The sequence below is a fragment of the Phenylobacterium sp. genome (assembly GCF_036501465.1).
In the GTDB taxonomy this organism is placed as follows: Bacteria; Pseudomonadota; Alphaproteobacteria; order Caulobacterales; family Caulobacteraceae; genus Phenylobacterium.
Genome location: NZ_DASYAF010000013.1, coordinates 1 through 25,844 on the forward strand (window position 1 = coordinate 1; position 25,844 = coordinate 25,844).

At 68.8% G+C, this 25,844-nt stretch carries 26 protein-coding genes and 3 tRNA genes; 21 read left to right on the plus strand and 8 right to left on the minus strand.

Going from position 1 to position 25,844, the window contains the following annotated elements:
- Positions 1–1,447, plus strand: a 1,447-nt coding sequence (locus VGL85_RS01365; protein ID WP_331585219.1) for a phosphoenolpyruvate carboxykinase (GTP), incomplete at its 5' end; no start/stop codon positions are given.
- Positions 1,448–1,526: 79 nt separating this feature from the next.
- Here the strand turns inward: VGL85_RS01365 and VGL85_RS01370 are convergent.
- From VGL85_RS01370 to VGL85_RS01380, 3 genes are all read right to left on the minus strand, one after another.
- Positions 1,527–3,455, minus strand: a complete 1,929-nt coding sequence (locus tag VGL85_RS01370) for a nucleoside-diphosphate sugar epimerase/dehydratase (RefSeq protein WP_331585221.1) — start codon at positions 3,453–3,455, stop codon at positions 1,527–1,529.
- A 240-nt stretch (positions 3,456–3,695) separates the two neighbouring features.
- Entirely contained in the window at positions 3,696–4,889 is a 1,194-nt protein-coding gene (locus VGL85_RS01375) for an outer membrane beta-barrel protein (protein ID WP_331585223.1), read from the minus strand.
- 233 nt (positions 4,890–5,122) lie between these two features.
- Complete coding sequence (locus tag VGL85_RS01380) at positions 5,123–5,932, minus strand: SDR family NAD(P)-dependent oxidoreductase (protein ID WP_331585225.1); 810 nt, start codon at positions 5,930–5,932, stop codon at positions 5,123–5,125.
- Positions 5,933–6,023: 91 nt separating this feature from the next.
- On the opposite strand from VGL85_RS01380, the gene queF reads away from it, so the two are divergent.
- Positions 6,024–6,479, plus strand: a complete 456-nt coding sequence (gene queF / locus VGL85_RS01385) for a preQ(1) synthase (protein WP_331585228.1) — start codon at positions 6,024–6,026, stop codon at positions 6,477–6,479.
- 329 nt (positions 6,480–6,808) lie between these two features.
- Here the strand turns inward: queF and VGL85_RS01390 are convergent, their stop codons facing one another.
- Complete coding sequence (locus VGL85_RS01390; protein ID WP_331585230.1) at positions 6,809–7,426, minus strand: nitroreductase; 618 nt, start codon at positions 7,424–7,426, stop codon at positions 6,809–6,811.
- Between the two features lie 101 nt (positions 7,427–7,527).
- Here VGL85_RS01390 and VGL85_RS01395 point away from each other — a divergent pair, with 101 nt between their 5' ends.
- The 3 genes from VGL85_RS01395 to VGL85_RS01405 all read left to right on the plus strand — a co-directional run bounded on the left by VGL85_RS01395 (position 7,528) and on the right by VGL85_RS01405 (position 9,293).
- Complete coding sequence (locus VGL85_RS01395) at positions 7,528–8,145, plus strand: NUDIX hydrolase (RefSeq protein ID WP_331585232.1); 618 nt, start codon at positions 7,528–7,530, stop codon at positions 8,143–8,145.
- A gap of 29 nt (positions 8,146–8,174) precedes the next feature.
- Positions 8,175–9,008: a serine O-acetyltransferase gene (gene cysE / locus VGL85_RS01400; protein WP_331585234.1), complete on the plus strand. Its 834-nt coding sequence runs from the start codon at positions 8,175–8,177 to the stop codon at positions 9,006–9,008.
- A gap of 78 nt (positions 9,009–9,086) precedes the next feature.
- Positions 9,087–9,293: a DUF3126 family protein gene (locus VGL85_RS01405; RefSeq protein ID WP_331585271.1), complete on the plus strand. Its 207-nt coding sequence runs from the start codon at positions 9,087–9,089 to the stop codon at positions 9,291–9,293.
- Positions 9,294–9,305: 12 nt separating this feature from the next.
- Here VGL85_RS01405 and VGL85_RS01410 read toward each other — a convergent pair whose 3' ends face one another.
- A complete protein-coding gene (locus tag VGL85_RS01410; protein WP_331585236.1) occupies positions 9,306–9,815 on the minus strand; it encodes an SOS response-associated peptidase family protein in 510 nt (169 codons plus the stop codon).
- A gap of 19 nt (positions 9,816–9,834) precedes the next feature.
- Positions 9,835–9,900 (minus strand) — tRNA-Thr (locus VGL85_RS01415).
- Positions 9,901–10,259: 359 nt separating this feature from the next.
- On the opposite strand from VGL85_RS01415, the gene murA reads away from it, so the two are divergent.
- The 16 genes from murA (at position 10,260) to VGL85_RS01495 (ending at position 21,599) form a co-directional block, all read left to right on the plus strand.
- Entirely contained in the window at positions 10,260–11,549 is a 1,290-nt protein-coding gene (gene murA / locus VGL85_RS01420) for a UDP-N-acetylglucosamine 1-carboxyvinyltransferase (RefSeq protein WP_331585238.1), read from the plus strand.
- A 4-nt stretch (positions 11,550–11,553) separates the two neighbouring features.
- Entirely contained in the window at positions 11,554–11,982 is a 429-nt protein-coding gene (locus VGL85_RS01425; protein ID WP_331585240.1) for a DUF2948 family protein, read from the plus strand.
- Between the two features lie 48 nt (positions 11,983–12,030).
- Positions 12,031–13,314: a histidinol dehydrogenase gene (gene hisD, locus VGL85_RS01430; protein ID WP_331585242.1), complete on the plus strand. Its 1,284-nt coding sequence runs from the start codon at positions 12,031–12,033 to the stop codon at positions 13,312–13,314.
- A gap of 74 nt (positions 13,315–13,388) precedes the next feature.
- Entirely contained in the window at positions 13,389–14,402 is a 1,014-nt protein-coding gene (locus VGL85_RS01435) for a fatty acid desaturase (RefSeq protein ID WP_331585244.1), read from the plus strand.
- A 154-nt stretch (positions 14,403–14,556) separates the two neighbouring features.
- Positions 14,557–15,036: a UPF0262 family protein gene (locus VGL85_RS01440; RefSeq protein WP_331585246.1), complete on the plus strand. Its 480-nt coding sequence runs from the start codon at positions 14,557–14,559 to the stop codon at positions 15,034–15,036.
- Positions 15,037–15,041: 5 nt separating this feature from the next.
- Complete coding sequence (locus VGL85_RS01445; protein WP_331585248.1) at positions 15,042–15,566, plus strand: low molecular weight phosphatase family protein; 525 nt, start codon at positions 15,042–15,044, stop codon at positions 15,564–15,566.
- Between the two features lie 74 nt (positions 15,567–15,640).
- Complete coding sequence (infA, locus tag VGL85_RS01450; RefSeq protein ID WP_111458197.1) at positions 15,641–15,859, plus strand: translation initiation factor IF-1; 219 nt, start codon at positions 15,641–15,643, stop codon at positions 15,857–15,859.
- 11 nt (positions 15,860–15,870) lie between these two features.
- Positions 15,871–16,461 carry a Maf family protein gene (locus tag VGL85_RS01455; RefSeq protein WP_331585252.1) on the plus strand — a complete coding sequence of 197 codons (591 nt, stop codon included), beginning with the start codon at positions 15,871–15,873 and terminating at the stop codon, positions 16,459–16,461.
- Positions 16,458–17,498: a ribonuclease E/G gene (locus tag VGL85_RS01460; protein ID WP_331585254.1), complete on the plus strand. Its 1,041-nt coding sequence runs from the start codon at positions 16,458–16,460 to the stop codon at positions 17,496–17,498. The genes VGL85_RS01455 and VGL85_RS01460 overlap by 4 nt, the downstream gene beginning before the upstream one ends.
- Positions 17,495–17,689, plus strand: a complete 195-nt coding sequence (locus VGL85_RS01465) for a DNA gyrase inhibitor YacG (RefSeq protein WP_331585256.1) — start codon at positions 17,495–17,497, stop codon at positions 17,687–17,689. The genes VGL85_RS01460 and VGL85_RS01465 overlap by 4 nt, the downstream gene beginning before the upstream one ends.
- Positions 17,690–17,756: 67 nt before the next feature.
- A tRNA-Phe gene (locus VGL85_RS01470) sits at positions 17,757–17,832 on the plus strand.
- A gap of 575 nt (positions 17,833–18,407) precedes the next feature.
- Positions 18,408–19,301, plus strand: a complete 894-nt coding sequence (locus tag VGL85_RS01475) for a MotA/TolQ/ExbB proton channel family protein (protein WP_331585258.1) — start codon at positions 18,408–18,410, stop codon at positions 19,299–19,301.
- 5 nt (positions 19,302–19,306) lie between these two features.
- Positions 19,307–19,744 carry a biopolymer transporter ExbD gene (locus VGL85_RS01480; protein WP_331585260.1) on the plus strand — a complete coding sequence of 146 codons (438 nt, stop codon included), beginning with the start codon at positions 19,307–19,309 and terminating at the stop codon, positions 19,742–19,744.
- A gap of 10 nt (positions 19,745–19,754) precedes the next feature.
- Positions 19,755–20,480, plus strand: a complete 726-nt coding sequence (locus VGL85_RS01485) for an energy transducer TonB (protein ID WP_331585262.1) — start codon at positions 19,755–19,757, stop codon at positions 20,478–20,480.
- 154 nt (positions 20,481–20,634) lie between these two features.
- A complete protein-coding gene (locus VGL85_RS01490) occupies positions 20,635–21,438 on the plus strand; it encodes a LytTR family DNA-binding domain-containing protein (protein ID WP_331585264.1) in 804 nt (267 codons plus the stop codon).
- An 84-nt stretch (positions 21,439–21,522) separates the two neighbouring features.
- Positions 21,523–21,599 (plus strand) — tRNA-His (locus VGL85_RS01495).
- A 42-nt stretch (positions 21,600–21,641) separates the two neighbouring features.
- Here VGL85_RS01495 and VGL85_RS01500 read toward each other — a convergent pair.
- Complete coding sequence (locus tag VGL85_RS01500; RefSeq protein ID WP_331585267.1) at positions 21,642–23,486, minus strand: ShlB/FhaC/HecB family hemolysin secretion/activation protein; 1,845 nt, start codon at positions 23,484–23,486, stop codon at positions 21,642–21,644.
- 23 nt (positions 23,487–23,509) lie between these two features.
- Positions 23,510–25,844: hypothetical protein (locus VGL85_RS01505; protein ID WP_331585269.1), on the minus strand; the 2,335-nt coding region annotated here is incomplete at its 5' end.

Sequence of the window (25,844 nt, forward strand, 5' to 3'; positions counted from 1 at the left end):
GAAGATCAGCGCCATCGGCGTGGAGATCAGTGACTCGGCCTATGTAGCCGTATCCATGCGGATCATGACGCGGATGGGCAAGGCCGCCCTCGACCAGCTCGGCGAGGACGGCTTTTTTGTGCCGGCCGTGCACTCGGTGGGCATGCCCCTGGTCGATGGAGCCAAGGACGTTCCGTGGCCCTGCAACGAGATCAAGTACATCGTCCACTTCCCGAAGAGCCGGGAGATCTGGTCCTACGGCTCGGGCTACGGCGGCAATGCGCTCTTGGGCAAGAAGTGCTTCGCGCTGCGCATCGCCTCGGTGATGGCCCGCGACGAAGGCTGGTTCGCCGAGCACATGCTGGTGCTGAAGCTGACCTCGCCGGCCGGTGAGGTGCGCTATGTGACCGCCGCCTTCCCGAGCGCCTGCGGCAAGACCAACATGGCCATGCTGCAGCCGACGCTCAGCGGTTGGAGGGCCGAGACCATCGGCGACGACATCTGCTGGATGCGCTTCGGCGACGACGGCCGGCTTTATGCGGTGAACCCGGAAGCCGGCTTCTTCGGCGTGGCGCCGGGCACCGGCCAGACCACCAACAAGAACGCCATCGCCGCCCTGCACGGCAACTGCATCTTCACCAACGTCGCCCTGACCGACGACGGCGACGTCTGGTGGGAAGGCCTGACCGACGAGGCGCCGGCGCACCTGATCGACTGGCGCGGCAATGACTGGACGCCGGAAAGCCTTGAGCCCGCCGCCCACCCGAACGCCCGCTTCACCGTGCCGGCCTCGCAGACCCCGGTGATCGCGCCGGAATGGGAAGACCCGGCCGGCGTGCCGATCTCGGCCATCCTGTTCGGCGGCCGCCGCGCCAGCGCGGTGCCGCTGGTCAACGAGGCCCGCGACTGGGCGCACGGCGTCTTCATGGCCTCCAACGTGGCCTCCGAAGGCACGGCGGCGGCGGAGAACGCCATCGGCGAGCTGCGCCGCGACCCGTTCGCGATGCTGCCCTTCTGCGGCTACAACATGGGCGACTATTTCGGCCACTGGCTGGAGATGGGCGCCACGGCGAAGGACCCGGCCAAGCTGCCGCGCATCTACTTCGTCAACTGGTTCCGCAAGGACGAGCGCGGCAAGTTCGTCTGGCCGGGTTATGGCGAAAACAGCCGCGTCCTGAAGTGGATCGTCGACCGGCTGGAAGGCCGCGCCGAGGCCCTCGACACGCCGATCGGCCGCCTGCCCGCGCCGGGCAGCCTGGACGTCAACGGCCTCAACCTGACCCAGGCGCAGCTCGACCTGCTGCTGACCTGCGATGTGGAGATCTGGAAGAAGGAAGCGGCCCTCACGCCAACCTTCTACGAGCGCTTCGGCGACAACCTGCCCAAGGCCCTGTGGGCTGAGCTCGAAGCGCTGACCGAGCGTCTGGCCAACGCCAAGCAGGGCGCGGCGATGGTGGCGGCCGAATAGGCCCAAACCAAACCCGTCGAAAACACAAAGGGCCGCGGGATCACCGCGGCCCTTCTGATTCAGGCGGCCCTTGGCGGCGTCAGCCGGCGGCGACGACCCGCAGGTTCGGAGTACCGGCGGTGCGCTGTTCGCCGCGGATCTGAGCCACCAGATCGAACAGGGCGCGGCGCAGTTCGGCGTCCTCGCCGGCGCTGGCGAGCACCTCGAGATGGTCCAGATGCTCCGACGTCAGGCGCAGGGCCGAGTCCGACACCACCTCCATGACGTTGGGCGCGGCGGGCAGCGAACGCTCCATGTCGTCCAGCAGCGCCTCGGTCAGCTTCTCGCCGGGGCGCAGGCCGGTGATCTTGATCTCGATGTCGCGGTGGCCGGAAAGCGCGATCATCTGGCGGGCGAGGTCCATGATGCGGACCGGCGCGCCCATCTCCAGCACGAACAGGCGTGCGTCGCGGCCCTGGCCGTCGGCGCAGGTGGCCGTGGCGTGCAGCACCAGCTGGGCGGCTTCCGGAATGGTCATGAAGAACCGTTCCATGTCCGGGTCGGTCACGGTGACCGGGCCGCCGCGCTCGATCTGGGAGGTGAAGATCGGCACCACCGAACCGGCCGAGCCCAGCACATTGCCGAAGCGGACCACCGAGAAGCGCGTGCCCGCGCCCAGGGTCTGTTCCGACTGGATCAGCGTCTCGGCCAGGCGCTTGGTGGCGCCCATCACGTTGGTCGGGTCCACCGCCTTGTCGGTGGAGATCAGCACCATCTGGTCGGCGTGGCAGCTCTTGGAGGCCTCGGCCACGTTCCAGGTGCCGATGATGTTGGTCAGCACGCCCTCGCAGGGATGGTTCTCCACCAGCGGCACATGCTTCAGCGCCGCGGCGTGGAAGACGAGGTCCGGCGCCTCCTCGTGGAAGATGGCGTTGAGGCGCCTGGCGTTGCGCACGTCGCAGAGCACCGCGTGGGTCGGCGCCTGCGGGAAGTCCTCGGCCATCTCGCGGCTGATCTGGAAGAGGGCGGCCTCGGAATAGTCCACCAGGGTCAGTCGCGCGCACTGGAAGGCGGCGACCTGGCGGCACAGCTCCGAGCCGATGGAGCCGCCGGCGCCGGTGACCAGCACGCGCCGGCCGCGGATCAGGTCGCCCACCGCCTGGCGATCCAGCTCAATGGGTTCGCGGGGCAGAAGCTCCTCGATGTTGATGTCGCGGATCGGCAGCAAGGTGACGCCGTCGTGCTGCGCCAGTTCCACGATGGACGGCATGCGCAGCAGGCGGATGCCGTCGGTCTTCAGGCGGCCCAGCTGGTCGGCGGTGAGCCCGCGCAGCCGCCCAGGCTCTTCCAGGAACAGGATGGCGCGCGGATAGCGGTTCCAGCGGCGCAGGTCGGCCAAGGCCTCGTCCAGGTTGTCCAGGCTCTCGATGACGCAGACGCCGCGCACCTGCTGGCCGACGTCGCGGGAGTCCGGGCTGACGATGCCCACCGGCGTGTGGCTGCGGTCGTGGCTGCGGGCGATGTCGCGCAGATAGCTGTCGGCATAGGCCGGCGGCCCGATCAGCAGCAGGGACGGCGCCTGGGCGGCGCGATCGCTGTTGGCCTTCACCGGCGAGAAGCTGTCCAGCGCCCGCTCATGCAGGGCTCGCCTGAGGATCCGCACGCCCATGGAGCCCACCATCTGGAACAGCGGGGCCAGGAACAGGGTCGAGCGCGGCAGGCCGCGGCCGCGGTCGATGATGAACACCCAGATCAGGAACACGCCGACGGTGAGCACCGCGACCCGCGCCAGCACCAGGGCGTCCGGGATCGAGGCGTAGCGCCAGGGCGACAGCTCACGCCGGAACAGCATTGAGAAGCCGCCGGCCAGCGCGGCGTAGAGCACGATGAACTGCGACAGGTTCAGCGACGGCAGGCTGGTGACGACGTCCAGCGACGGCATGGCGGAGGAGGCGACGGAATAGGCGCAGGCGAAGGCGATGGCCGCCAGGATCACGTCCGCAACGATGGTCTGGGCTCGGAAAGCCATCCGCTCCATGCGTCGCGCTCCGTTGGCTCTGCGAATCGTAACCATAGACCCGAGGGTTCGACCGTCCATCGAAACTGACGGGATCAGTCTTTCCCGCGCGTTATGTTGCAGGGCGCGCACATTTTGAGCGCGTACTAAGGCGGGCGGACCATAGGAACGCAGGATTCTTTACGCAACGGAAAAGCCGCCGCCCCGGCTTTCGGAGGACGACGGCTTCCCGGATGGAACCGGCCCGGTCCGCTAGAACAGCACTCCGGTTTCGATCATGGCGCGGGACTGCTCGTCCTTGTCGGCGAAAGCCCCGAACTCGAAGCCCTTGGTTCCCTTGTCGACCTTCACATAGGCCAGCTCGGCGCGAACGAAGAAGGTCTTGAACTGCACGGTCGGCGTGAGCGTGAACGACCAGGCGTTGCTCTTGGGGCCGTAAAGCAGGCTGACCTGCGAGCCGGAGGACGAGATGTACTCGGCCCGGGCGGCGAGGTTGAACATCGAATTGAACGCGTACTTGCCCAGCACCGCGGCGCCAAAGGTCGAGGCCGAGCTGGGCAGGCCGAGGGACGTTTCCTTGGGCGTGGTGGAGTACTGCAGGTAGGGGTTGATCACCCACGGCCCGTCGGTGTGGGTCCACAGCAGGTTCCAGATCGTGCCGTTGTTTTGGGCCACCGGCGTCACGAAGCTCGACCGCGAAGTCTTGTCGAGGTTGCCCGAGGCGGCGACCGCGATCGTGTCCTTCATGGTGGCGGTGTAGGTCACCAGGCCCGAAAGGGTGCTGTAGTGATCGGAGAAGTAGCCGTCGTTCAGCGAGACGGAGATCGCCAGCGGGCCCTTGGTGTAGTTCGCCTGGACACCACGGCTGATCGCCGGCTCCTGGTTCCAGAGCAGGCCGCGGTTGATGTTCAGGTTCTGGAAGCTGAAGGTGTACTCGGCCCCGATCAGGGTCGGCAGCTCGCCGATCAGGATGTTGAAGTCGGCGTTGGGGACCAGCTTCACATAGGCCACCGGCACATAGCGGAAAGTGGATTCGGTGTAGCGCGTCGCGTTCAGAACCGGCGTGCCGAGGGACGGCAGATCATATTCCCCGGCTTGGACGTAGAACTGGAACACCCCGTCGGTCTTCTGGACCTCCACCTGCAGGTTGGAGATGTCGGCCTTGCGCTGGTCGTTCGCGCCGTGGGCGGTCTCCACCGAGCCGAAGGCGCTGACCTGGCCGCTGACATAGATCTTGCCCAGCGGGCCCAGGTCGGCGTTCAGCGGATCGCTATTGTTCGACAACGAGGCCGACATGGACGGCGAGGAGAGGGCGGTCGGGCCCGCGGGCGCCGCGGCAGGTGCGGCCCCGGCCGCCGGCTGATCGTCCGCCCATGCGGCCCCCGCCGCAGCCGCCAGGGCCAGTGACGCCACGCTGGTGAGGGCGGCAAGTCGTTTCGCGTTCATCTGTTATCCCCTTGTGTCCGGCCCGCGTTGTCCAGTGCGCTGGATCCGACCGTGCGCGGACATCCTTGCGGGCCGACCCGCCGGATCAATGTTCGCAAACCGGGTACGGCCGTGCTTGCCGGTCGTGACCAAACTTTGGGCGGCCAGGAGCGGCGGCGCCATTCGTTTGGGCGCCGGCGGATATCAGGGCGATGTAAAGGCCGCCGCGCCACTGGCGCGACTAGGCGGTCGCCTCAGCGGGCGACCTGGGCGGCGTAGCCGAGGTGGGTTCCCGCATCCACCAACAAGGTCTCGCCGGTGACGTGGCGCGAGGCGCGCGAGGCCAGGAACACCGTCGAGACGGCGATGTCGTCGGGGGTCGAGGCGGCCTTCAGCGGGGTGCTGGCGGCGGCGTTGGCGCGGATGCGCTCGACCGCGGCCTCGGGCAGGCCCTTGCCGAACCATGGGGTGTCGATGAAGCCCGGGCAGACGGCGTTGACCCGGATCTTCGGGGCGAGCGCGCGGGCCAGCGACATGGTCATGGTGGTGAGTGCGCCCTTGGAGGCGGCGTAGGGCACCGAGGAGCCGATGCCGGTGACGCCGGCGATGGAGGCGGTGTTGACCACCGCGCCCGGCTGCGGTGCGGCCTCGAGCAGGACGCGGCAGGCGCGGACCATCTGGTAGGCCCCGACGACGTTCACCGCATACAGGTCGAGGAAGTCCTGCGCGGAGACGGCGTCGAGATCGGCGTGGGCCGCGAAACGGGTCGTCCCGGCGTTATTGAACAGGGCGTCGATGCGCCCGAAGGCCTGTGCGGCGGCGGCGATCTTCCTGCAGTCGTCATCGGAGGCCACGTCGCCCTGGACCAGCAGGGCCTTGGCGCCTTCGTCCTCCACCAGGCGGGCGGTCTCCTGGGCGTCTTCGGCGCTGCGGGCATAGTTGACGACGACGGCCGAGGCGCCCTGGCGCGCGGTCTCGACGGCGATGGCGCGGCCCAGGCCCGTAGACGCCCCGGTGACCACCACCACGAAGTCTTCGCAGAACCCTGCCCGAGACCCAGCCATGTCGCGCTCCTTCTGTCTGCGGCCGTGATAGCGGCTGACAGCCGGGCTGTCTCGGTTGCAGGCCCGCGAGGCGGGGTCTAAAGCCGCCGGCATGGACGACACCCACCTGACGCAGCTCGGCCGCGAGGCGCGGGGTTTCGCGAGCCCCGAGGAGGCCGTGCTGGAGCGCGCGCCGAACCCGCAGGCCGACACTCTCTATCTGGCGCGGTTCACGGCGCCGGAGTTCACCGCGCTCTGCCCGGTCACCGGCCAGCCGGATTTCGCCCACCTGGTGATCGACTACGCACCGGGGAAATGGCTGATCGAGTCGAAGTCGCTGAAGCTCTATCTCGGCGCGTTCCGCAACCATGGGGCGTTCCACGAGGACTGCACCGTGGCGATCGGACGCAAGATTGTCGCGGTGGCGGAGCCCAGGTGGCTCAGGATCGGCGGCTACTGGTTCCCGCGCGGCGGCATTCCCATAGATGTGTTCTGGCAGAGCGGCTCGCCGCCGGAAGGCCTGTGGCTGCCGGACCAAGGCGTCGCGCCCTATCGCGGGCGCGGATGACATCGGTTTCGAGGAAAGCTTCTCGTCCAGGACCTGGAACCCGCCTTACGATTACTTCAACCGATGGCCAAGCTGCTTGGCGGGAATTTTCAGGTCGTGGGGCGGCTCCAGATATCGAATCCCGACGACTGACCCCGAACGCACTCTCCTCTGAGGGGAAAAGCCTCGGCTGCTTGGCCGGGACGGCGCTTTCGGCTTCCCAAATCCGTTAAGCGGGCCTATAAGGATCGGGCCCAACTCTCCTCGGGCGTGTCACCTCAGGCCGGACGGCGCTTAGCGCCGTCCGGCCGTTGTGTTTTCAAGGCATATTTCCCAGCGATTTTGGGTGTTTAGCGCGCGGCGGCTTGGCGGCTGACCAGGGCGGCGAGCTGCGGCCGCTCGCGTTCCAGCGGCGCCTCGCGCGGGGTTCCCATCAGGATGAAGCCGGCCAGCTTCTCCTCGCCGGAGAGGCCGAGGATGGCGTTGGCTTCGGCGTCGTAGGCGTACCAGTCGGTGATCCAGTTCGCGCCATAGCCCATGGCCAGGGTCGCATAGAGCAGGGTGGTGCAGGCGGCGCCGGCGGAGAGGCGCTGCTCCCACTCGGGGATCTCGCCGGGCTTGGGCGAGGAGATCACCGCCACGCAGAGCGGCGGAACCTTGAGCTTGCCCAGCTTGGCCACAGCCTTGGCGTCGCCACGCGAGAGGGCGAGCGCCTCGAGGTCGGCAGCGAAGGCGGCCTTGTCGATGCCGCGCAGCACGACGAAGCGCCAGGGCGCCAGCTTGCCGTGGTCGGGAACCCGGCTCGCCAGGCGCAGCAGGGTCGCCAGGTCGTCCTCGCCGGGCGCCGGCTCGGCCAGGGTCAGCGCCGAGGCGGAGCGGCGGCGCGCGAGGAAGGCCAGCACCTGCGGCGCAGGCTCGAGATCGAGGGGGTCGCCGAACTCGGGCGCGGGTGGCAGGACGAAGGTCAAGAGCGCTCTTTCCGGGGTTAGGGGTCTGGCGGACTTAAGATCGCGATAGGGTGGCTCCTTTAAGGGTGCGCCCGCGCGCACCGCAAGGCGAGGCCTCCGCCATGACCGACAAACCCGCCTGGCTCGTGGCCCACGGGCCGCCCTGGACGCCAGGCATGGAGCGGCAGGTCTTCGAGACGGGCTGGATCACCGTGACCGAACAGACGGCGATCGCGCCTACCGGGCGGCCGTCGCCCTATGGCATGGTCAAGTTCAAGAACCTGGCGGTGGCGGTGCTGCCGATCCATGACGACGGAACGGTGACCCTGGTGGGCCAGCACCGCTTCCCGTTCATGGCCTACAGCTGGGAGCTGCCGGAGGGCGGCGCGCCGATGGGCGAGGACCCGCTGGAAGGCGCCAAGCGCGAGCTGGCGGAGGAGACGGGCCTGATGGCGGCGGAATGGCGCGAAATTCTGCAGGCCCAGCTCTCCAACTCGGTCACCGACGAGCGAATGGTTGGCTATCTGGCCACCGGGCTGTCGCCGGTCGCCGGCGCCGAGCACACGGCCGACGAGACCGAGGCGATCGCCCTGGTCCGCGTGCCGTTCCACGAGGCGCTGGAGGCGGCGGTGGCCGGGCATCTTCCCGACATGCTGACGGTGGCGATGCTGCTTCGGGGCCACCATATGGCGGTCAAAGGGTCTTTGCCGGGCGCCTTGGCGCGCGCCATGCTAGGATAAGGGGAATGCCGATGGGGCGGGAGGAACTGATGAGCCAGCAACGACTCGAAGTCGTCGACCCGGCCAATGCGCCGCCGGTGTGGGCCTCGCTGCGCAATCAGGCCGAGGCGGCCGCTCTGCAAGAGGTGGCGCTGGCCAGCCTGCTGGCCGCGGTGATCCTCAACCACAAGACGCTGGGCGGCGCGCTCTCCTACCAGCTCGCCCGCAAGCTGGGCGACCAGGAGCTGCGGGCCATGAGCATCCGCGAGATCGCCGAAGAGGCCTACGCCACCGATCCGAACCTGACCGAGGCCGCCGAGGCCGACCTGCGCGCGGTCTTCGAGCGCGACCCGGCCTGCAAGGGCTATGTGCAGCCGTTCCTGTTCTTCAAGGGCTTCGCCGCCCTGCAGACCCAGCGGGTGGCCCACTGGCTGTGGGGCCAGGGCCGCGAGACCCTGGCGCTCTATCTGCAGAGCCGGATGAGCGAGCTGTTCCAGGTGGACATCCATCCGGCGACCCGGATCGGCCGTGGCGTGTTCGTGGACCACGGCACCGGCATCGTGGTCGGCGAGACCGCGGTGATCGGCGACGACGTCTCCATGCTGCAGGGCGTGACCCTGGGCGGCACGGGGGCGGAGCGCGGCGACCGCCATCCGAAGATCGGCAAGGGCGTGCTGCTGGGCGCGGGCGCCAAGGTGCTGGGCAATATCGAGATCGGCGACTACGCCAAGATCGCCTCGGGCTCGGTGGTGCTGAAGCCGGTGCCGGCCGGCTGCACGGCCGCCGGCGTGCCGGCGCGGCTGGTCAACTGCCCGACCTGCGACGAGCCGGCCAAGAGCATGGACCACACGCTCGCCGACAGCGTCTACAACTACGTCATCTAGGCTTTTCCCCGGTTTCCGGAACCGCCGCGACCGGCTAGGTTCGCGCCGCCTGATCTGGACTGAAGGAGCGACGGCGTGCTGGACGAGAAGATGATCCGCAAGATCGAAGGCCATCTGCGGGGGACCTTCGCCAATGCGCGCATCACCCTGGCGCCGCGGCCCAAGCAGAAGGACTCCGCCGAGGTCTACATCGGCGAGGAGTTCGTGGGCGTGGTGTTCGAGGACGAGGACGGCGACGGCTCGTTCATGTTCGAGATGGCCATCCTGGCGGAAGACCTGCCGTAAGGCCGAGGCCGTTCAGCGGACTTGAGTGACCTTCAGGCTGCCGGCCGGCGCGGGCGGCGGGATCGGAACATCTGGCGACGGCCCCAGCCATTCGCCCCACAGCTTTCGGGGCAGGATCACCACCTGGCGGTCGTGATAGGGCGCCATGTCGGGCCCTGGCGGCATGGTCAGCATGGTGAAACGGTCGTCCCGCACCAGGCCGGCGATGCAGAAGAAGGGCGAGCCGCTGGCTGCGGTGAACAGCCATTTGGACTTCGGCGCCTTTTCGCCGGTGTATTCGTAGAATCCATCCACGAGCACCAGGCAACGCCCGGTCGGGAACTTGCGGCCGTCGGAGCGGAAGTTGATCACCGGGCCGCCGCGGCCGGGGTTGGCGAAGCCCCAACGCAGCTGTTTCAGCTCGACGCCGCCGTTCGGATCGCCGATCAGGATCGGAGCCGGTTCGGTCGGACGGACGCTCTCAAGCGGCGCGAGGTTGGGCGCGCCGCCCGCCCAATGGACGTCGATCGAAAGGTCCGACATGACCTCCACCACGGTGTCGAGCGGGGCAGGGATTCGAACCCTGGACCTCAGCCTTACCAAGGATGCGCTCTACCACTGAGCTATCGCGGCGAATGGCGAGGCGGGGGCTATAGCCAAGACCATGCGCCGCGTGAAGCCCCAATCCGCGCGACGGCGGGTTGACGGGGCGGACCGAGCGCCGCACCCCTTGGCCATGATCCCGCCCGACAAGGCCCAGAAAGACGCCGCTTCGGCGCGGGAGGCGAAGCTCGCCCAGGCCCTGCGGGCGAATCTCCGCCGACGGAAGGCTGGGGCTGCGCCAAAGGCCGCATCTGAGGAGAAGGGGAAAACGGACGTGGGCGATTGAGCGGCCCTTTGCGCCGCGCCGGGCGGCACGCTAGATAACAGGCCACACAGGCGCCTCCGCGACTCCCCAAAAAGCGCGGCCGTTTCGAAGGACTGGGATTGGACCGCATCGCCATCACCGGCGGCGCGCGGCTGCAGGGGGAAATCCCGATCAGCGGCGCCAAGAATTCCGCCATCAAGCTGATGGCGGCGAGCCTGCTCACCGAAGAGCCGCTGCGGCTGACCAACATGCCGCGGCTGGCCGACACGCGCTTCCTGGGCAAGCTGCTGCAACGGCTGGGGACCGAAGTGACGGAGTCGGTGGGCGAGGATGGCCCCGAGACCCTGCTGCGCACCCGCGAAATCGTCAGCACCATCGCGCCCTACGATCTGGTCCGCCAGATGCGGGCGTCGTTCAACGTGCTTGGCCCACTGGTGGCGCGAACCGGGCAGGCGAAGGTGTCCATGCCGGGCGGCTGCTCGATCGGCGCGCGGCCGGTCGACCTTCACCTGAAGGCGCTGGAGGCGCTGGGCGCGCGGATCGACCTGCACGAGGGCTATGTCTACGCCCAAGCGCCGCGCGGACTGCAGGGCGCACGGATCGACTTTCCCCTGATCTCCGTGGGTGCGACCGAGCACACCATGCTGGCCGCGGTGCTGGCGCAGGGCGAGACGGTGCTCACCAACGCGGCCTGCGAGCCGGAAATGGTCGATCTGGCCGACTGCCTGAACGCCATGGGGGCCCAGGTGAGCGGAGCGGGGACCTCGACGATCCGCATCCAGGGCGTGAGCCGCCTGCACGGGGCGACACACGCGGTGATGCCTGACCGGATCGAGACCGGCACCTATGCGGTGGCCGCGGCGATGGCCGGCGGCGAAGTGCGCCTGACCCGCACTCGCAGCGACTTCATCCAGGCCCTGATCGACAAGATGACCGAGGCCGGCGTCGAGGTGACGCCGCACAACGATGGCCTGACGGTGCGGCGCAACGGCGCGCTGTTGAAAGCCGTGGAGGTCGAGACCGGCGTGTATCCGGGCTTCGCCACCGACCTGCAGGCCCAGTTCATGGCCCTGATGACCCTGGCCGAGGGCGAGAGCGTCATCAAGGAGACCATCTTCGAGAACCGCTTCATGCATGCGCCGGAGCTGTCGCGCCTGGGCGCGGACATCGCGGTGCAAGGCGGCGAGGCGCGCGTGCGAGGCGTGTTGTCGCTGGAAGGCGCCCCAGTGATGGCCACCGACCTCCGGGCTTCGGTGAGCCTGGTCATTGCGGGTCTCGCGGCGCGGGGCGAGACGATGGTCAACCGCGTTTATCATCTGGACCGCGGGTTCGAGCGGCTGGAAGAGAAGCTTGGGGCCTGCGGCGCCCAGATCCGTCGGATCAAGGGCGACGGGGATGACGAGGACTAGGCCCATGGCCGCCAGGACCGCGCCCCTTCGCCTGTTGGCTCAGGACGCCGACGATCTGGCGGTGATTTCCGCCGCCATGCAGGACGCTGTCGCAAAGGTGGGCGATATCAGCTTCGAGCCGAAGGCGCGGCGGTTGACCATCGCCCTCAACCGCTATTGCTGGGAAGCCGGGAGTGGGGTGCGGGTGCGCTCGGGCCTCCAGCTCGGCGGCGTTCTGAACGTCCAGGCGCGCAAGATCCGCCGCGGGACGAGGGATGCAGTGGTCGAGGTTCTGGCGCTGACTTTCGAACCGGGCGAGGCCCCGGGCGGCGTCGTGACGATCAGCTGCGCCGGCGGCGGCGACCTGCGCGCCGAGGTGGAATGCGTCGATGCCGTGCTGGCCGACGTCTCCCAGCCCTGGCCGACGCCTCGAGCGCCCAAGCACGCCGATTGACCCGCCGGCATGGCGCTCGCGCACACGCGCGGCTAAAGAGGCCGCGCCATGCGCCGCTTCCGTTTCACCAACCTCGGCTTCCAGACTGCCTTCGCCGCCTTCGTGGATGAGCGCCGCGAGACTCCGGAGGACGTCGACGCCGTCGTGCGCGATGTCATCGCCGCGGTGCGGGCGGAAGGACTGGACGCCCTGTTGCGGTTTGCGCGCGACTTCGATCGTGTGGAACTCGACGCCCGGACGCTGCGAGTGAGCGCGGCGGAGATCGAGGCGGGCGCCGCGGCGTGCCCGCAGGCCGTGCGAGAGGCCATCGCCTTCGCAGCGGAACGCATTAAGAGCTATCACCTGCGCCAGCGACCGGCTGACGCGCGCTTCACCGACGAAGCGGGGGTGGAGCTGGGCTGGCGCTGGACGCCGCTCGACGCCGTGGGCGTCTATGTGCCGGGCGGCCGCGCCGCCTATCCCTCAACCGTATTGATGAACGCTGTCCCGGCCGTCGCCGCGGGCGTGGGGCGGATCGCCATGGTCACGCCGCCTGGCCGGCTGCAGCCGGCCGTGCTGGCGGCGGCGAAGGCGGCAGGGGTGAGTGAGATCTGGCGCGTGGGCGGCGCCCAGGCGGTGGCGGCGCTCGCCTATGGCGCGGGGCCGATCAAGCCGGTCGACAAGATCGTCGGCCCAGGCAACGCCTATGTGACCGCCGCCAAGCGCCGGGTCTATGGCGCGGTCGGCATCGACGCCCTGGCGGGACCGTCGGAGATCGTGGTGGTGGCCGATGGCCGCAACAAACCAGACTGGATCGCCGCTGACCTGCTGTCCCAGGCCGAGCACGATCCCGCCGCCCAAGCCATCCTGATCACCGACGACGAGGCGTTCGCCGCCCAGGTTGAAGCCGCCGTGCAGGACCAGCTCAAGACGCTGACCACAGGCGAGGACGCCGCCGCCTCTTGGCGCGATCATGGGGCGGTAGTGATCGCGCCGCTCTCCGAATCCCCGCAATTGATCGATCTGATCGCCCCGGAGCACGTGGAGTTCGCCGTGGCCGACCCGGAGGCGCTGGCGAGCCGAGTGCGACACGCTGGCGCAATGTTCTTGGGTCGTCACGCGCCGGAAGCGATTGGTGATTATGTAGCAGGCTCCAACCACGTGCTGCCGACCAGCCGGGCGGCGCGCTTCTCTTCAGGGCTCTCGCTCTATGACTTCCTCAAACGGACCTCGATCGTAAGATGCGACGAAGAAGCATTCGCGCGCCTGGCGCCGGCGACGGTGACGCTGGCGGAGGCGGAAGGCCTGCCGGCGCACGCGCGGTCTGCGGCGATTCGCCTGGGGCAGGGCTGAGTCTCACGCCGCAATCCCAACCCAATTCGGGCGCAGCGAGCGCGACGCCCGACCCGTCCTGCGAAAGCCCCTCCATGACCGCCGAGCCGATCCCCGCCAAGGCCTGGTTCAAAATCCTGGCCCCCTATCGGGAGCCACATACCGCCCGCAGCATCTTCGAGATCGCGGTGACGGTGACGCCGTTGCTGGCGCTGTGGGGTGTCGCCTGGCAGCTCTATGCGCATGGGTTCTGGTGGGCGGCGCTGCTGCTGACGGTTCCTTCGGCCGCTTTCCTCGTGCGCCTGTTCCTGATCCAGCACGATTGCGGCCACGGCGCCTTCTTCCGCAACCGCCAGGCCAACGAGTGGGTGGGCCGCATCGTCGGGATATTCACGGTCACGCCCTATCACTACTGGCGTCAGGCTCACGCCCTGCATCACGCCACCTCGGGCAATCTCGATCGCCGCAGCGGCCTTGGCGAGATCGAGACCTTGACCGTCGACGAATACAAGGCGCTGCCGCCCCTGAAGCGGCTCGGCTACCGTCTCTACCGCCATCCGCTGGTGATGTTCGGCCTAGGTCCGGCCTACGTCTTCATTGTCAGTCAGCGGCTGCCGATCGGCATGATGCGCCAGGGCTGGCGGCCGTGGGCCAGCGTGATCGGCAACAGTCTGGCGGCCCTGGTCGGCCTGAGCGCGCTGATCTGGCTGTTCGGCCTGGGCCCGGTGCTCACCGTCAACATCGCGACCATGCTGCTCGCCGGTTCGGCCGGAGTCTGGCTGTTCTACGTGCAGCATCAGTTCGAGGAGGCATCCTGGGCCCGGGAGGGCGCCTGGAATCGCGACGAGGCGGCATTGGCCGGCAGCTCGCACTTGCATCTGCCGCAACCGCTGCGCTGGATGACCGCCAACATCGGCGTCCATCACGTCCATCACCTTTCGAGCCGGATTCCCTTCTACCACCTGCCCAAGGTGCTGAAGGATCATCCCGAACTGCGCGCCATGAGCCGCCTGAGCTTGCGCGACGCGGTCAGCGCCGTGCGCTTGGCGCTTTGGGATGAGGCGAGCGGGCGCATGGTCTCGTTCCGCGAGGCGCGTGGCCGGGTCTGAAGCCCTTCCGCACCCGATCTTCGGACGCCCGGCGCAGCCCGCGCCGGGCGTCTTTTCGTATCTGCGTACGATCCGTTCGCAGGTGCGGGATGACGTGGAGCCGTAGAATGCCATAAAGCATGGCTTACGCCCTGGGACGCCCTACTAGACGCCGATGGCCGACGACGACCGCCAGATGCACCGCTTGCAGAGCGTCGAGCTCGACGAAGAGTCGCTCGCGGCCGTCTCGCGCGACCAGGAGCAGGAGCGGCAGATCGCCATCTTCGACCTCTTGGAAGAGAACCATTTTCATCCGGAAGGCGCCGAGAAGGGACCCTATGACCTGCGCATGGGCCTGATCGAGAACCGGCTGATCTTCGACGTGCACGGCCCGGCCTATGAGCGGCGCCACATCCTGTCGCTGTCGCCGTTCCGCAGCCTGATCAAGGACTATTTCCTGATCTGTGACAGCTACTACCAGGCGATCCGCTCATCCACGCCGGCGCAGATCGAGGCCTTGGACATGGGCCGCCGCGGTCTGCACAACGAAGCCTCGGACCTGCTGCGCACCCGGCTCGCCGGCAAGGTCGACACCGACATCGACACGGCGCGGCGACTGTTCACCTTGATCTGCGCCCTGCACTGGCGGGGCTAGGCGCGATGCCGACCGACCTCTTGCCACCGCCGCCCGGGGCGGTGCTGTTCGCCTGCAACTTCAACCAGGTCCGCTCGCCCATGGCCGAGGCGCTGCTAAAGCAGCTGATCGGTGACCGGGTCTATGTGGACAGCTGCGGCCTGCGCCGTCCGGCCATGGTGCATGACGAGGTGCGCGATGAGGACGTCGAGGCTGGCGTCGATCCCTTCGCCCAAACAGTGATGGCGGAACTTGGCTGCGACCTTTCCCGCCACCGGCCCAAGATCTTCGCCGACCTCGAAGACTCTTCCTTCGACCTGGTGGTGTCGTTGACTCCGGAGGCGCAGCACCGCGCCGTCGAACTCGCGCGCGGGCGCGCAGCCGACATCGAATATTGGCCGACGCAGGATCCGACGCTCACGGATGGTTCGCGCGAGGCGCGGCTGGCCGCCTATCGGCAGGTCCGCGACGGGCTGGCCCGACGGATCGCCGAGCGTTTCGGCGGACTGGCGCGCTCGCCCATCGACCTCGCCCCGGACCGTGCGCTATAGTTTTCAGCGCTATTCGCGGCTCGCGGCCTGATGTAAGGCGCGGGCCGTCATTTTATCCTCGGGTTGGAGCCTGCATGGCGAAAGAAGAATTGTTGGAATTTCCGGGCACGGTCAGCGAAGTCCTGCCCAACGCGACGTTTCGCGTGAAGCTTGAGAACGATCACGAGATCATCGCCCATACCGCCGGCAAGATGCGCAAGAACCGCATCCGCGTGTCGGCCGGCGACAAGGTGCTCGTCGAGATGACGCCCTATGATCTGACCAAGGGCCGCATCACCTTCCGCGTTCGCTAGACGCTTCGGCCGTGGCGCCGCATCCGCCGCTGCGCCTTGTCCTGGCGTCTGCAAGCCCGCGCAGGCTGGACCTCCTGCGCCAGATCGGTCTGGAGCCCGACGCGGTCGACGCCGCCGAGGTCGACGAATCCCCGTTGAGAGATGAAACGCCGCGCCGGCTGGCCCTGCGCCTGGCGGAAGGCAAGGCCGCCGCCGTCGCCGCGCGGCATGCGGACGCCTTGGTCCTGGCTGCCGACACGGTGGTCGCGGTGGGCCGGCGCGTGTTGCCCAAGGCCGAGACGGCCGAGGAAATCGCCCAATGCCTGCGCCTGCTCTCCGGACGGGCCCACAAGGTGCTGACCGGGGTTTGCGCAATGGCTCCGAGCGGGCGGCGCGCGTCGCGCCTGGTGGAAAGCAAGGTTCGATTCAAGCGGCTGACGGACGACGAGATCGGCCGCTACCTGGCGGCCGGGGAGGGGATCGGCAAGGCCGGCGGCTATGCCATCCAGGGTTTGGCGGGCGGTTTCGTGATCGAACTCCAGGGATCCTATTCCGGCGTGGTCGGCCTGCCACTCTATGAGGCGTCCGGTCTTCTGGCGGGCCTGGGATACCGCCGGCCATGAGCGTGCGGCGCGCCTTCCTCGACCGCGGGATCGGCGAAACCCGTGGCGTGGTCACCCTCGATGGGCGGCCGGAGCGGCTGTTGATCCGCCGCGACGACGATGAGCCACGCCTGCGGCTGGGCGCGCGGCTGGTGGCCCGGGTGGCGAGCCTCGAACCGGCCCTGGCGACCGCCTTCCTCGACCTTGGCGGCGGCGTCGAGGCGATCCTGCCGTTCAAGCCGGACGCGCGGCCGGTGCGCGGCGCCGCCATTGAAGTCGAGATCCGCGGCGAACCGCGGCGCGGCAAGCTGGCCCAGGCGAGGATGGTCGGTCCGGCAGAGGGCGAGCCGCGGCTCCTGGCGCCGGCGCCTGACCTGGCCGCGGAGCTAGCGGCTTTCGCCCCCGGCGCCCTGGCGGATGGGTCCGGCGCCCGGCACGTGGCCGATGAAGCCGAGGCCGAGGCGTTGGAGCCGTTGCACCCGCTGCCGGGCGGCGGATTGATCGCTGTGGAGCCCACTCGCGCACTCACCGCCGTAGACGTGGACCTCTCGGACCGAAAGGGTGGTGACGCCAAACGGGTGACGCGCCAAGCGAATATCGAGGCGCTGGCGACAGCGGCGCGGGTGCTGCGGCTGAAGGGGCTGGGCGGGATCGTGGTCATCGATCTCGTGGGCCGCGGCCACGACGGCAACGCGCTGATGGCCGCGGCGCGCAGCGCCTTCGGTCCGGACAATCCGGGGGTCGCCATCGGCCCGGTCGGGCGTTTCGGGACCATGGAGCTTTCACTGCCCCGGCGATCGCGGCCGCTGATGGAACTGCTCTGCCGCGAGGATGGCGCGCCCAGCGATCGCGCCCTGGCTCAGCGGCTGATCCGCCGGCTGGAAGCCGAGGCGGCGGCCGACCCCGGCGGTCGGCTGGTCGCCACCTGCGCGCCGGATGTCGCCCGCGCCGTGGCGCCGTTGGTCGCGACCCTTTCCGCTCGGATGGGTTCACGCTTCACCGTCGCCGAGGACGCCGCGCGGCCCCGTGAGCGGTTCGAGGTGGGGCCGGCCCGATGAGCGAGGTCAGATGCCCGATTTGCGGGCAGTCCACGAAATCCGAATTCCGGCCCTTCTGTTCGGCGCGCTGCGCCGACGTCGACCTACACCGATGGCTCAGCAACAGCTATGCGGTTCCCGACGACCCGGAGGGCGAATTCCCGGAGGAAACCCGCGCCGAAACCCCGGCCAGGACCGACGAAGATGGCTGATCAGGCCCTCGCTGGACTTCCGGGAAAGCCTCTTCTATAGACACGCCTCCCCGCGGCGGCGGCCCAGGCCTGGGTAGCTCAGTTGGTAGAGCAGCGGATTGAAAATCCGCGTGTCGGTGGTTCGAATCCGCCCCCAGGCACCACGCCCATCTCCCGTCGCGCGCAGCGGCTTTCGATCCTGAAGCCTGACGTTGTAAAAGCCGCCCATTGCAGCCATAGGTGCAACCGGGTTCGGTTACATCTTGTGCAGCGACGGCTGGACGCATGCGCAAATCTCCGCGATTACAGATGTGAAATACTTGCCGCGCCGCAGCATTAATTTCCCGTAATGGTAGAAATCCAGCGGCCGCCCCTTCGATGAAGATTTGTGCAGTGCAATGCGCCTTAGGGCGCCTGCGAAGTTTCGCAAGACCCCGTTATCGTGTGCCCTCTTGACGCCTCATTAAGGGGTTGCCAAAGGACCCGAGCCGCAAGTCTAACATAGCGGTAAGACCTTTGAGGCCTTCGGGCGGACGAGGTCGCCTCGCGCCTTGGAAACGTTGCCCTTGCACTTGTGTTGGGAGCACGCGTTACGGGTCGCGGCGCAGCGACAGCGGCCTGACGCAATGAACCGAGCCATCGGTTCTGAGTGTCGGGATTGTTTCAACTAGGGTGGAGACGCTCTCGCGCGACGACCCTCCCGGCCAATCGTGCTAGACCAACCAGGAACTGGCGACAGATGTTCGACAACAAACTGAAGACCCCTTTCATCGCTCTCATCGGCGCGGTCGCGCTGATGGCGGCCGCCCCGGCATTCGCCCAGGGCGCTGCTCCCGCTCCCGCCGCGGCTCCGGCCGCTGCGGCTCCTGCCGCCGGTGCTCCCGCCGCGGCGCCGGCTGACGCCTCCGCGGCCCAGCCCGAAGCCCCCCCGCAGATGCAAGGCGGTGGCAAGCTCAACATCGGCACCATGTTCATGAACGCCAAGCCGATCGTGAAGGTGGTGATGGTCGGCCTGATGCTCTGCTCGGTGCTGACCTGGGCTCTGGCGATCCTGAAGTTCCTCGAGTTCCGGTCGCTGAACCGCACGACCGACAACTTCCTGGAAGCCTTCCGGGCGTCGAAGTCGATCAGCGACATGGGCCGCGTGGCCGTGTCCGACGAGTTCTCCGGCAACCCGATCGCCGACATGGCGGCCGCGGCGGCCCAGGAGATCGAACTCTCCCGTCAGGCCGGCCTTCAGGTCGCCGGCGAACACCGCGAAACGACGCTCAGCCGCGCCGAACACGCTGTGTCCGCCGTTCAGGCGTCCCTCAGCCGCCGCCTTTCGAGCGGCATGGCCTACATGGCCTCGATCGGTTCCAACGGCCCGTTCATCGGTCTGTTCGGCACCGTGTACGGGATCATGGACTCCTTCATCGGGATCGCGAACACCAACACCACCAACCTCGCGGTTGTGGCGCCCGGCATCGCCGAGGCTCTGCTGGCCACGGGCCTGGGTCTGTTCGCCGCAATTCCGTCGGTTATCTTCTACAACATCTTCCAAACCCGGATTTCGGCGTTCGGCGCCCGGTCGGAAGGTTTTGTCGCTGAGCTGATGAACGCGATCTCCCGGCAGCTCGACAAAGGAGCCTAAGCCACATGGGAGCCAAGCTTTCAGGCTCTGGGGGCGGAAAGTACGAAGAGGAAGCGAACAGCACGATCAACGTCACGCCGTTCGTGGACGTCATGCTGGTCCTTCTGATCATCTTCATGGTGGCGGCCCCTCTGGCGGCCGTCACGGTGAAGGTGGCGCTTCCTCCGGCGGTTGCGAAACCGGGACAGAACCCGCCCAAGCCGGTCTACATCTCGATCCAGTCCAACGGCCGGATCTTCGTCCAGGACTTCCCCTCGGACCTCTCGACCTTGGGTGACGATCTGCGCAGGCAGCTCGGCACCCACCGGGATGCGACGCACGAGCGGATCTTCATTCGTGGCGACAAGGACGTCACCTACGGTGACTTCATGGCTGTCATGAACATGCTGCAGGACAATCAGTTCTACAGCGTGGCCCTGGTCGGCGAAGACAATAACAAGTGAGGCCCAGCGCATGACCGATACCTCATCGCCTGGCGTCTCCACTTCGCCGCTGTCGGGCAGCCATAACCCGTTCGACGATCCGCGGCCGAAGAACCGACGCGGCCTGGTGATCACCGTGATCATCGCGCTGATCGCCCACGGTCTGCTCGCCCTCTATCTGTGGAAGAGCAAGTTCGAGCCGAGCTTCCAGGAGTATTCGGACGACGTGACGGATGTGGCCATGGTGAAGCCCGTGCCGCCTCCGCCGCCACCGCCGCCGCCTCCGCCGCCGCCGCCGAACACGCCGCCGCCGCCGCCGCCAAAGCTGCAGCCGAGGCCGCCGGTGGCTGTGCCGGACGTGCCGACGATCCCGCCGCTGCCTATTCCGCCGGTGGAACACCGGATCGAGCAGCCCAAGCCGCCGGCTCCGCCGCCGCCTGAGCCGCCGCGTCCGTCGGTGATCACCAACCCGGACTGGGCCCACAAGCCCTCCGGCGATGACATCGCCAAATACTATCCGGACCGGGCGATGCGGATGAACCTCGAGGGCAAGGCGACGATCCACTGCACGGTGGACGCGCGCGGCAACCTCAACGCCTGCAAGGTGGAATCGGAAGAGCCGGAAACGGCTGGCTTCGGCGACGCGGCCATGAAGCTGTCGAAGCTCTTCAAGATGAAGCCGCAGACCAAGGATGGCGCGCCGGTCGACGGCGGGCAGATCAACATCCCGATCCGTTTCGCCCTGCCTAAGGGCTGATCCGGACCGACTGCGACAGGACTAGGCCCCGGCAGCGAAAGCTTCCGGGGCCTTTTCCTTGCCCGGTCAGGCCCGCCGACACATGCTGCGGCCGATGGATTCCCAATCAGCGAAGGCGGGAACGGGCGAGGCTGAAGGCCGGAGCGCATCCACGATGGATGGCCCCCGGCCGGACCGGCGCGAAGACCTGACCTTCCTGCTGGTGCTGTTCGTCGTCCTGGCGATCTTCCTCTACTTCAACGTCCTCAACGAGCTGGAGGAGCGTCGGCGCGACGGCCATCCGCTGCCGGTCTGGCAGCCCGCCGTCTGGGAAGCGACCAGCGGCGTCGTGGTCATGGCCCTGGCGCCGGCGGTCATGGCCCTGACGCGTCGCGCGTGGCCGGTCAGGGGGCCGTGGCTGCGGAAGATCGCAGTCCTGGCCGGCGCCGGGATTGGCTTCTCGTTCATCCATGTGGTGGCGATCGGCGCCATGCGCTGGGCGATCTACCGCGCCGTCGGCGACCACTACAGCCTGCTCTGGCCGCTGAGCGACTGGCCCTACGAGGCGCGCAAGGACCTCTTCGGCTTCGCCGCCATCGTGGCGTCCTATGTGACCTGGCGCGAATTCGCCGGCCGCCGGCCCGCAGCGGCAACGCCGCCGCCCGATGTGCTCGAGGTGCGCGACGGGGCGCGGCGCCATTTCGTGCCGCTGTCGGAGGTGGTCTGGGTCGAGGCGGCCGGGAACTATGTGGAGCTGCACCGCGACGGGGGCGGCCTGCTGCATCGGGCCTCCCTGGCCGACATGGAGCGGCGTCTGCAGACGGCGGGCTTCGTGCGTGTCCACCGCTCGCGCCTCGTGCGCCGCGAGGCGATCGCGGCCATCGAATCCAAACCCACGGGCGACTTCCTGGTGCGGTTGCGTGACGGCCGCGAACTGGCCGGCAGCCGTCGTTACCGCCGCCCGCTGCTCACCGATTGATTTTGCCGCGCCCACGCTCGCGGTGGATCGTCCGGTGACTTGATCGCGGCCCGGCGCCCGACTAGAACCGCTCCCTCGCGATGCGCCGCCTTAGCTCAGTTGGTTAGAGCGCTAGATTGTGGATCTAGAGGTCCCCCGTTCGAGCCGGGGAGGCGGTACCATCGCGGATCAAGGCCGGGCCTCGGGCCTTGTGTCCGATCAGATCAGAACCAGCGCAGCGGCCGGGCGGTGATCCGGAACTGAAAGCCACGATCCTGCAGCTCGCGGCTGCCGGGGGCGTCCACGGCCTTGAGCTGCTGGCCGAAGGTAAGCCGGGCCGACAGTGAATCCGCCGGCGCCCACAGGATCGACACCCCCGCGCTATAGATGTCGGGTACCGGCTGCGGCGGCTTGGCGTTGCGCACGGTCGCGCCATCGACGAAAGCCGAGACGCTGAATGCCCCCCAATCCAAGCCGCCCGCGCCCCTGCGGCGCTCGCCGAGATGCACCGGCTGGGCCAGCTCCAGCGAGCCGATCAGCCCGCGGTCGGCCAGCAGCAGGTTCTCGCGATATCCGCGCACCGTATATTCCCCGCCGGCCGAGATCCGTTCGCCGGCGTAGAGCACCCCATCGCTCCACTGGCCCAGGATACGCGTACGGAACTCCAACCCCTCGGCGGTCAGGCGCCGCGCGTAGTTGAGCTGGCCCAGCACCGTGTGGAAATCAGGCCGGGGATTGCCGCTCACGCCGGGAACGTCGGCCCGTGTTCCGTCCAGGCCGAAGGTGACGGTGAGCGAGGCGGCGAAGGCCTGGTTCACGTTGCGCCGCACATAGTCGCTGGTCAGCCGCAGCGCGGTGTATTCCGCGTGCCCGTCCACGGCGCCGGGGGCGAAGGAAAAGGGCTGTCCGAACAGATAAGCCGTGGAGGTGCGCCACACGACGAAGGCGCCGACCGACAGGCTTTGCGCCGAGGACCAGCGCCCGGCCTGGCCGGACGGCAGCAGCGGGTCGTCGACCAGTTTCTGGGTCAGTCCCGCCTCGGCCATCCGCTCTCGCGCCGAGATGTCGAGCGGCTTCAGGCGGCTGTCGGACACTGCCGCGTCGTCATAGGCCGCGCGCACCGAGGCCGTGGTCCCTGGCCCGAGCACAGGGACGGCGTAGCTCACGGTCGCGTCGAACAGGCCCCCCGTCACGCCGGCCTCGCCCGTGACCAGGTCGCCGGCCGCAAGCGCGTTGCGCACCGAGCCGCCCACCGCCAGCCGATCGGCGCCGACGCTGGGCGAACGGTCGTTGGCGGCGGTCACATAGAGGTCGTAGCGATCCTGCGGATAGACGTTCAGCACCAGGCTCGCCTCGCCGGCGCGCGCGCCAGGTTTGAGTTCGGCGTTGACGGTGCGCAGCGCCGGGTCTTCGGCCAGCAGGCGGAAGTCGTGCTCCAGGTCGATGGCGCTTAGCGGCTGCGCCTCGGTCGAGGGCAGGCGGCTCGTCACATAGCCTGCATCGAGCCCACGGGCGCGCCCGCCGACCCACTCGACGCTGATGGCGGGCTGGCCGGGCGCTGGCGGCGCCAGGCCGCCGTAGACCAAGCCCAGGTCCAGCACGCCGGGGGCCGGCTGCGCGCGGACGACCAGGCCCGAGTTCACGAAACCCGCCGCCAGATAGGCGCGGTTGATGAGCTGGACCAGCGCCAGGGCCCGGGCGACGCCGCCCTGGCCGGGAAGGCCATTCAGCGCGAACTGGCGGCGGACCCAGGCCGCGTCCAACAATTCGCCCCGGCGATGGTCCAGGCGCAGCCCGGCGCCGGACGATGGCGTCCAGGTCCTGGGCGGCCGGGGTTTGCCCGCTCGGTCCGCCGTCACGCGTACTTCGACGATCGGCGCGCCCTCGTCGCCTGGTGGCCTGGCGATCGACGCCGCGGGCGGAGCGGGGACCGCGAGGCCGGCCGCCGGCTGGGCGAAGCCGGGCGTGGGCTGCGGCGGCGCCTGGGGGCCGGTGCGATCGGGCAGGGCCTCGCGCGCCGGCTGGGCGCGCAACGCCGACGGCGCGGCTGCCAGCGCCAGCAGCAGCAAGCCGTGGACTGGCAGGCGGCGGCTCAGCGGCAGTCTCCGGGCGCGCCGGGCTTGTCCGCGCCGTGCGGGGCGGATTTTGCCGCCTCGGGCGCGGGTTGGCGCACATAGGGCCCCACCGGTCGGGTGACGAGCTGGCTCGCCGCCCCGGCCGCCCGGACCGCCGGGCATTGGCCGCGCAGCACCTTGGAGGCGTCCAGCACGCTGACATCGCGCGAGATCGTGCCGCTGCTGACGTCGTAGAGCCCGGCCTGCAGGTGGATCTCGCCGGCCACCTCGATGGTGTTCAGCCGGTCGGTCGAATTGATGAAGTACTTGCTGTCGATGTCGACGTTGGCCCCGTTGAGCTGGCCCAGCGCCAGGATCGAGCCGCCGTTCGAGACGACCGCCAGCGGCTCGTCGATGGTGATCTTGCCGCCGGTGCCGGGTCCCGAGGAGGTCTGGATCGTTCCCGGCGCGCTCGCGCCCTGCAGCACCAGGACGCCGGGTGTCTGGATGGAGATGCCGATCTCGCCCGCGGCGCCGGCGAAGGAATTGGTCGAGATCGCTCCACCGTCCGCCACGGTGATGCGATCGGCGGTGAGTTGGATCGCGCCCGCGTCGCCCACCTGGCCGCGACGGTTGCCGAAGGCGCGGTTGCCCGCCTGGTTCTCGCTGGAGATCGCCGAGCCCGTTCCGGAGACGGTGAGGTCGCCGGCCGTGACCGTGATCTGCCCCGCCGGCCGGGTGTCGTTCGAGAGCGTCGAGATCACCCCGCCACCGGTCACAGAAATCGTCGGGGCGGAAATGGTGAGCGCGCCGGACGCGCCGGTTGACCCGTTCGCGGCCTCCGAGCTGATCTCCCCGCCGTCCACTGATAGGCTGGTGGCCTTGATCGTGACCGCGCCGGCGTCGCCGGCCCCCGCGCTGGTGGTGGAGATCAGGCCGTCGGTGGCGACCTTCAGGGTTCCGGCGTTCACCGTGACCTGCCCGGCGCGGCCGGTGGAGAAGTCCAGCGCTTCGGACACCATCGCCGCGCCCTGGTCCACCGTGATCGTGTCGGCGGTGACGCTGACGTTGCCCGCCGGCCCGTCGCCGAAGGTGCTTGAGCTGATGGCGCCGGCGCTGACGTTGAGCGTGGTCGCCCCCACCGTCACCGCCCCGGAGCGACCCGAAGCCAGGGTGTCGGAGGAGACGACCGCGTCGCTGTCGATAGCGATCGTCTGGCCGGTCAGGGTGACGTCGCCCGCGTCGCCTGTGCTCTGGGCGTCGGACGAGACCGTGGACCCGTCGCCGATATGCAGGGTCCCGGAGGCCTTGAGGATCAACTGGCCACCGCTGCCCGGGCCCGCGCTGTTGGATTCCACCCTGGCGTTGTCCAGGGTGATATTGGCGCCGGAGATCGAGACCGTGCCGCCGGACGAGGTGCTGAACGCGTCCGAGGCGATCAGTCCTTGGCTGATGTTGATATTGCCGGTGGCCTTGAGCTGGACGAGACCCAGCTGGCTGGCGGTCGTTCCGCGCGCCTCGGCCTCGATCTGAGCCCCGCTCAGGGCGATATCGCCGCCCTGCAGGGTGATGGTTCCGACGCCGCCCGCGCCGAAGGAGTCCGTCTCGATAAAACCGCCCTGCAGGGAGATCTTCGGGGCGGCGATGGTGATCGTCCCCGCGGCGCCGGCGCTGAAGGTGGCCGCGGTCATGCTGACCCCCGCGCCGGTGAAGCTGGTCGAGGCCTCGATGTCGAGGTTGCCCGTGTCGTTGGTGGCCCCCGGCGCCGAGCCCAGCAGGCCGTTGGTGGCGCTGATCGTCCCGCCACTGATCAGCACGTTCCCGGGCTTGCCGCTTGACAGGCCGCCGGTGGTGGCCAGCGCGCCGTTCAGCGTCATCACCGGCGCCGTCACGGTCAGGTCGCCGCCGTGGCCGCTGCTCAGCGCCTCGGCCACTGCGAAGGCGTTGTCCATGGACAGCGTGCTGCGCGCGGTGATCGCGATGGCGCCGCCGGCGCCGGCGCCATTGCTGTTGGACGAGGCCGTGAAGCTGTCGCTGAGCGCGATGGCGTCGGCAGTGAGCGACAGCCGCCCGCTCGGGCCGTCGGCCTGGTTCAGCACGAAGGCGGACCCATTGTCGGCGCTGATGGTCTGGGCGGTCAGGATCACGTCGCCGCCCGCGCCCGCCCCCGTGGTGGTGGCTCCCAGCCGCGAGGTGTTGAGCAGGGTCAGCGTCCCCGTGGCAGTCACGGTCAGATCGGCGCCCGCCAGGCTCCCGGTGGTGGTGGAGACCAGGGTTGCGCCGTCGAAGGTCACCGCCCCGCCGCCGATGCGCAGGGCGCCGCCGCCGGCGTCGGTCACCGTGGCGATCTGGCTGTTCTGCACGACAAGCGCG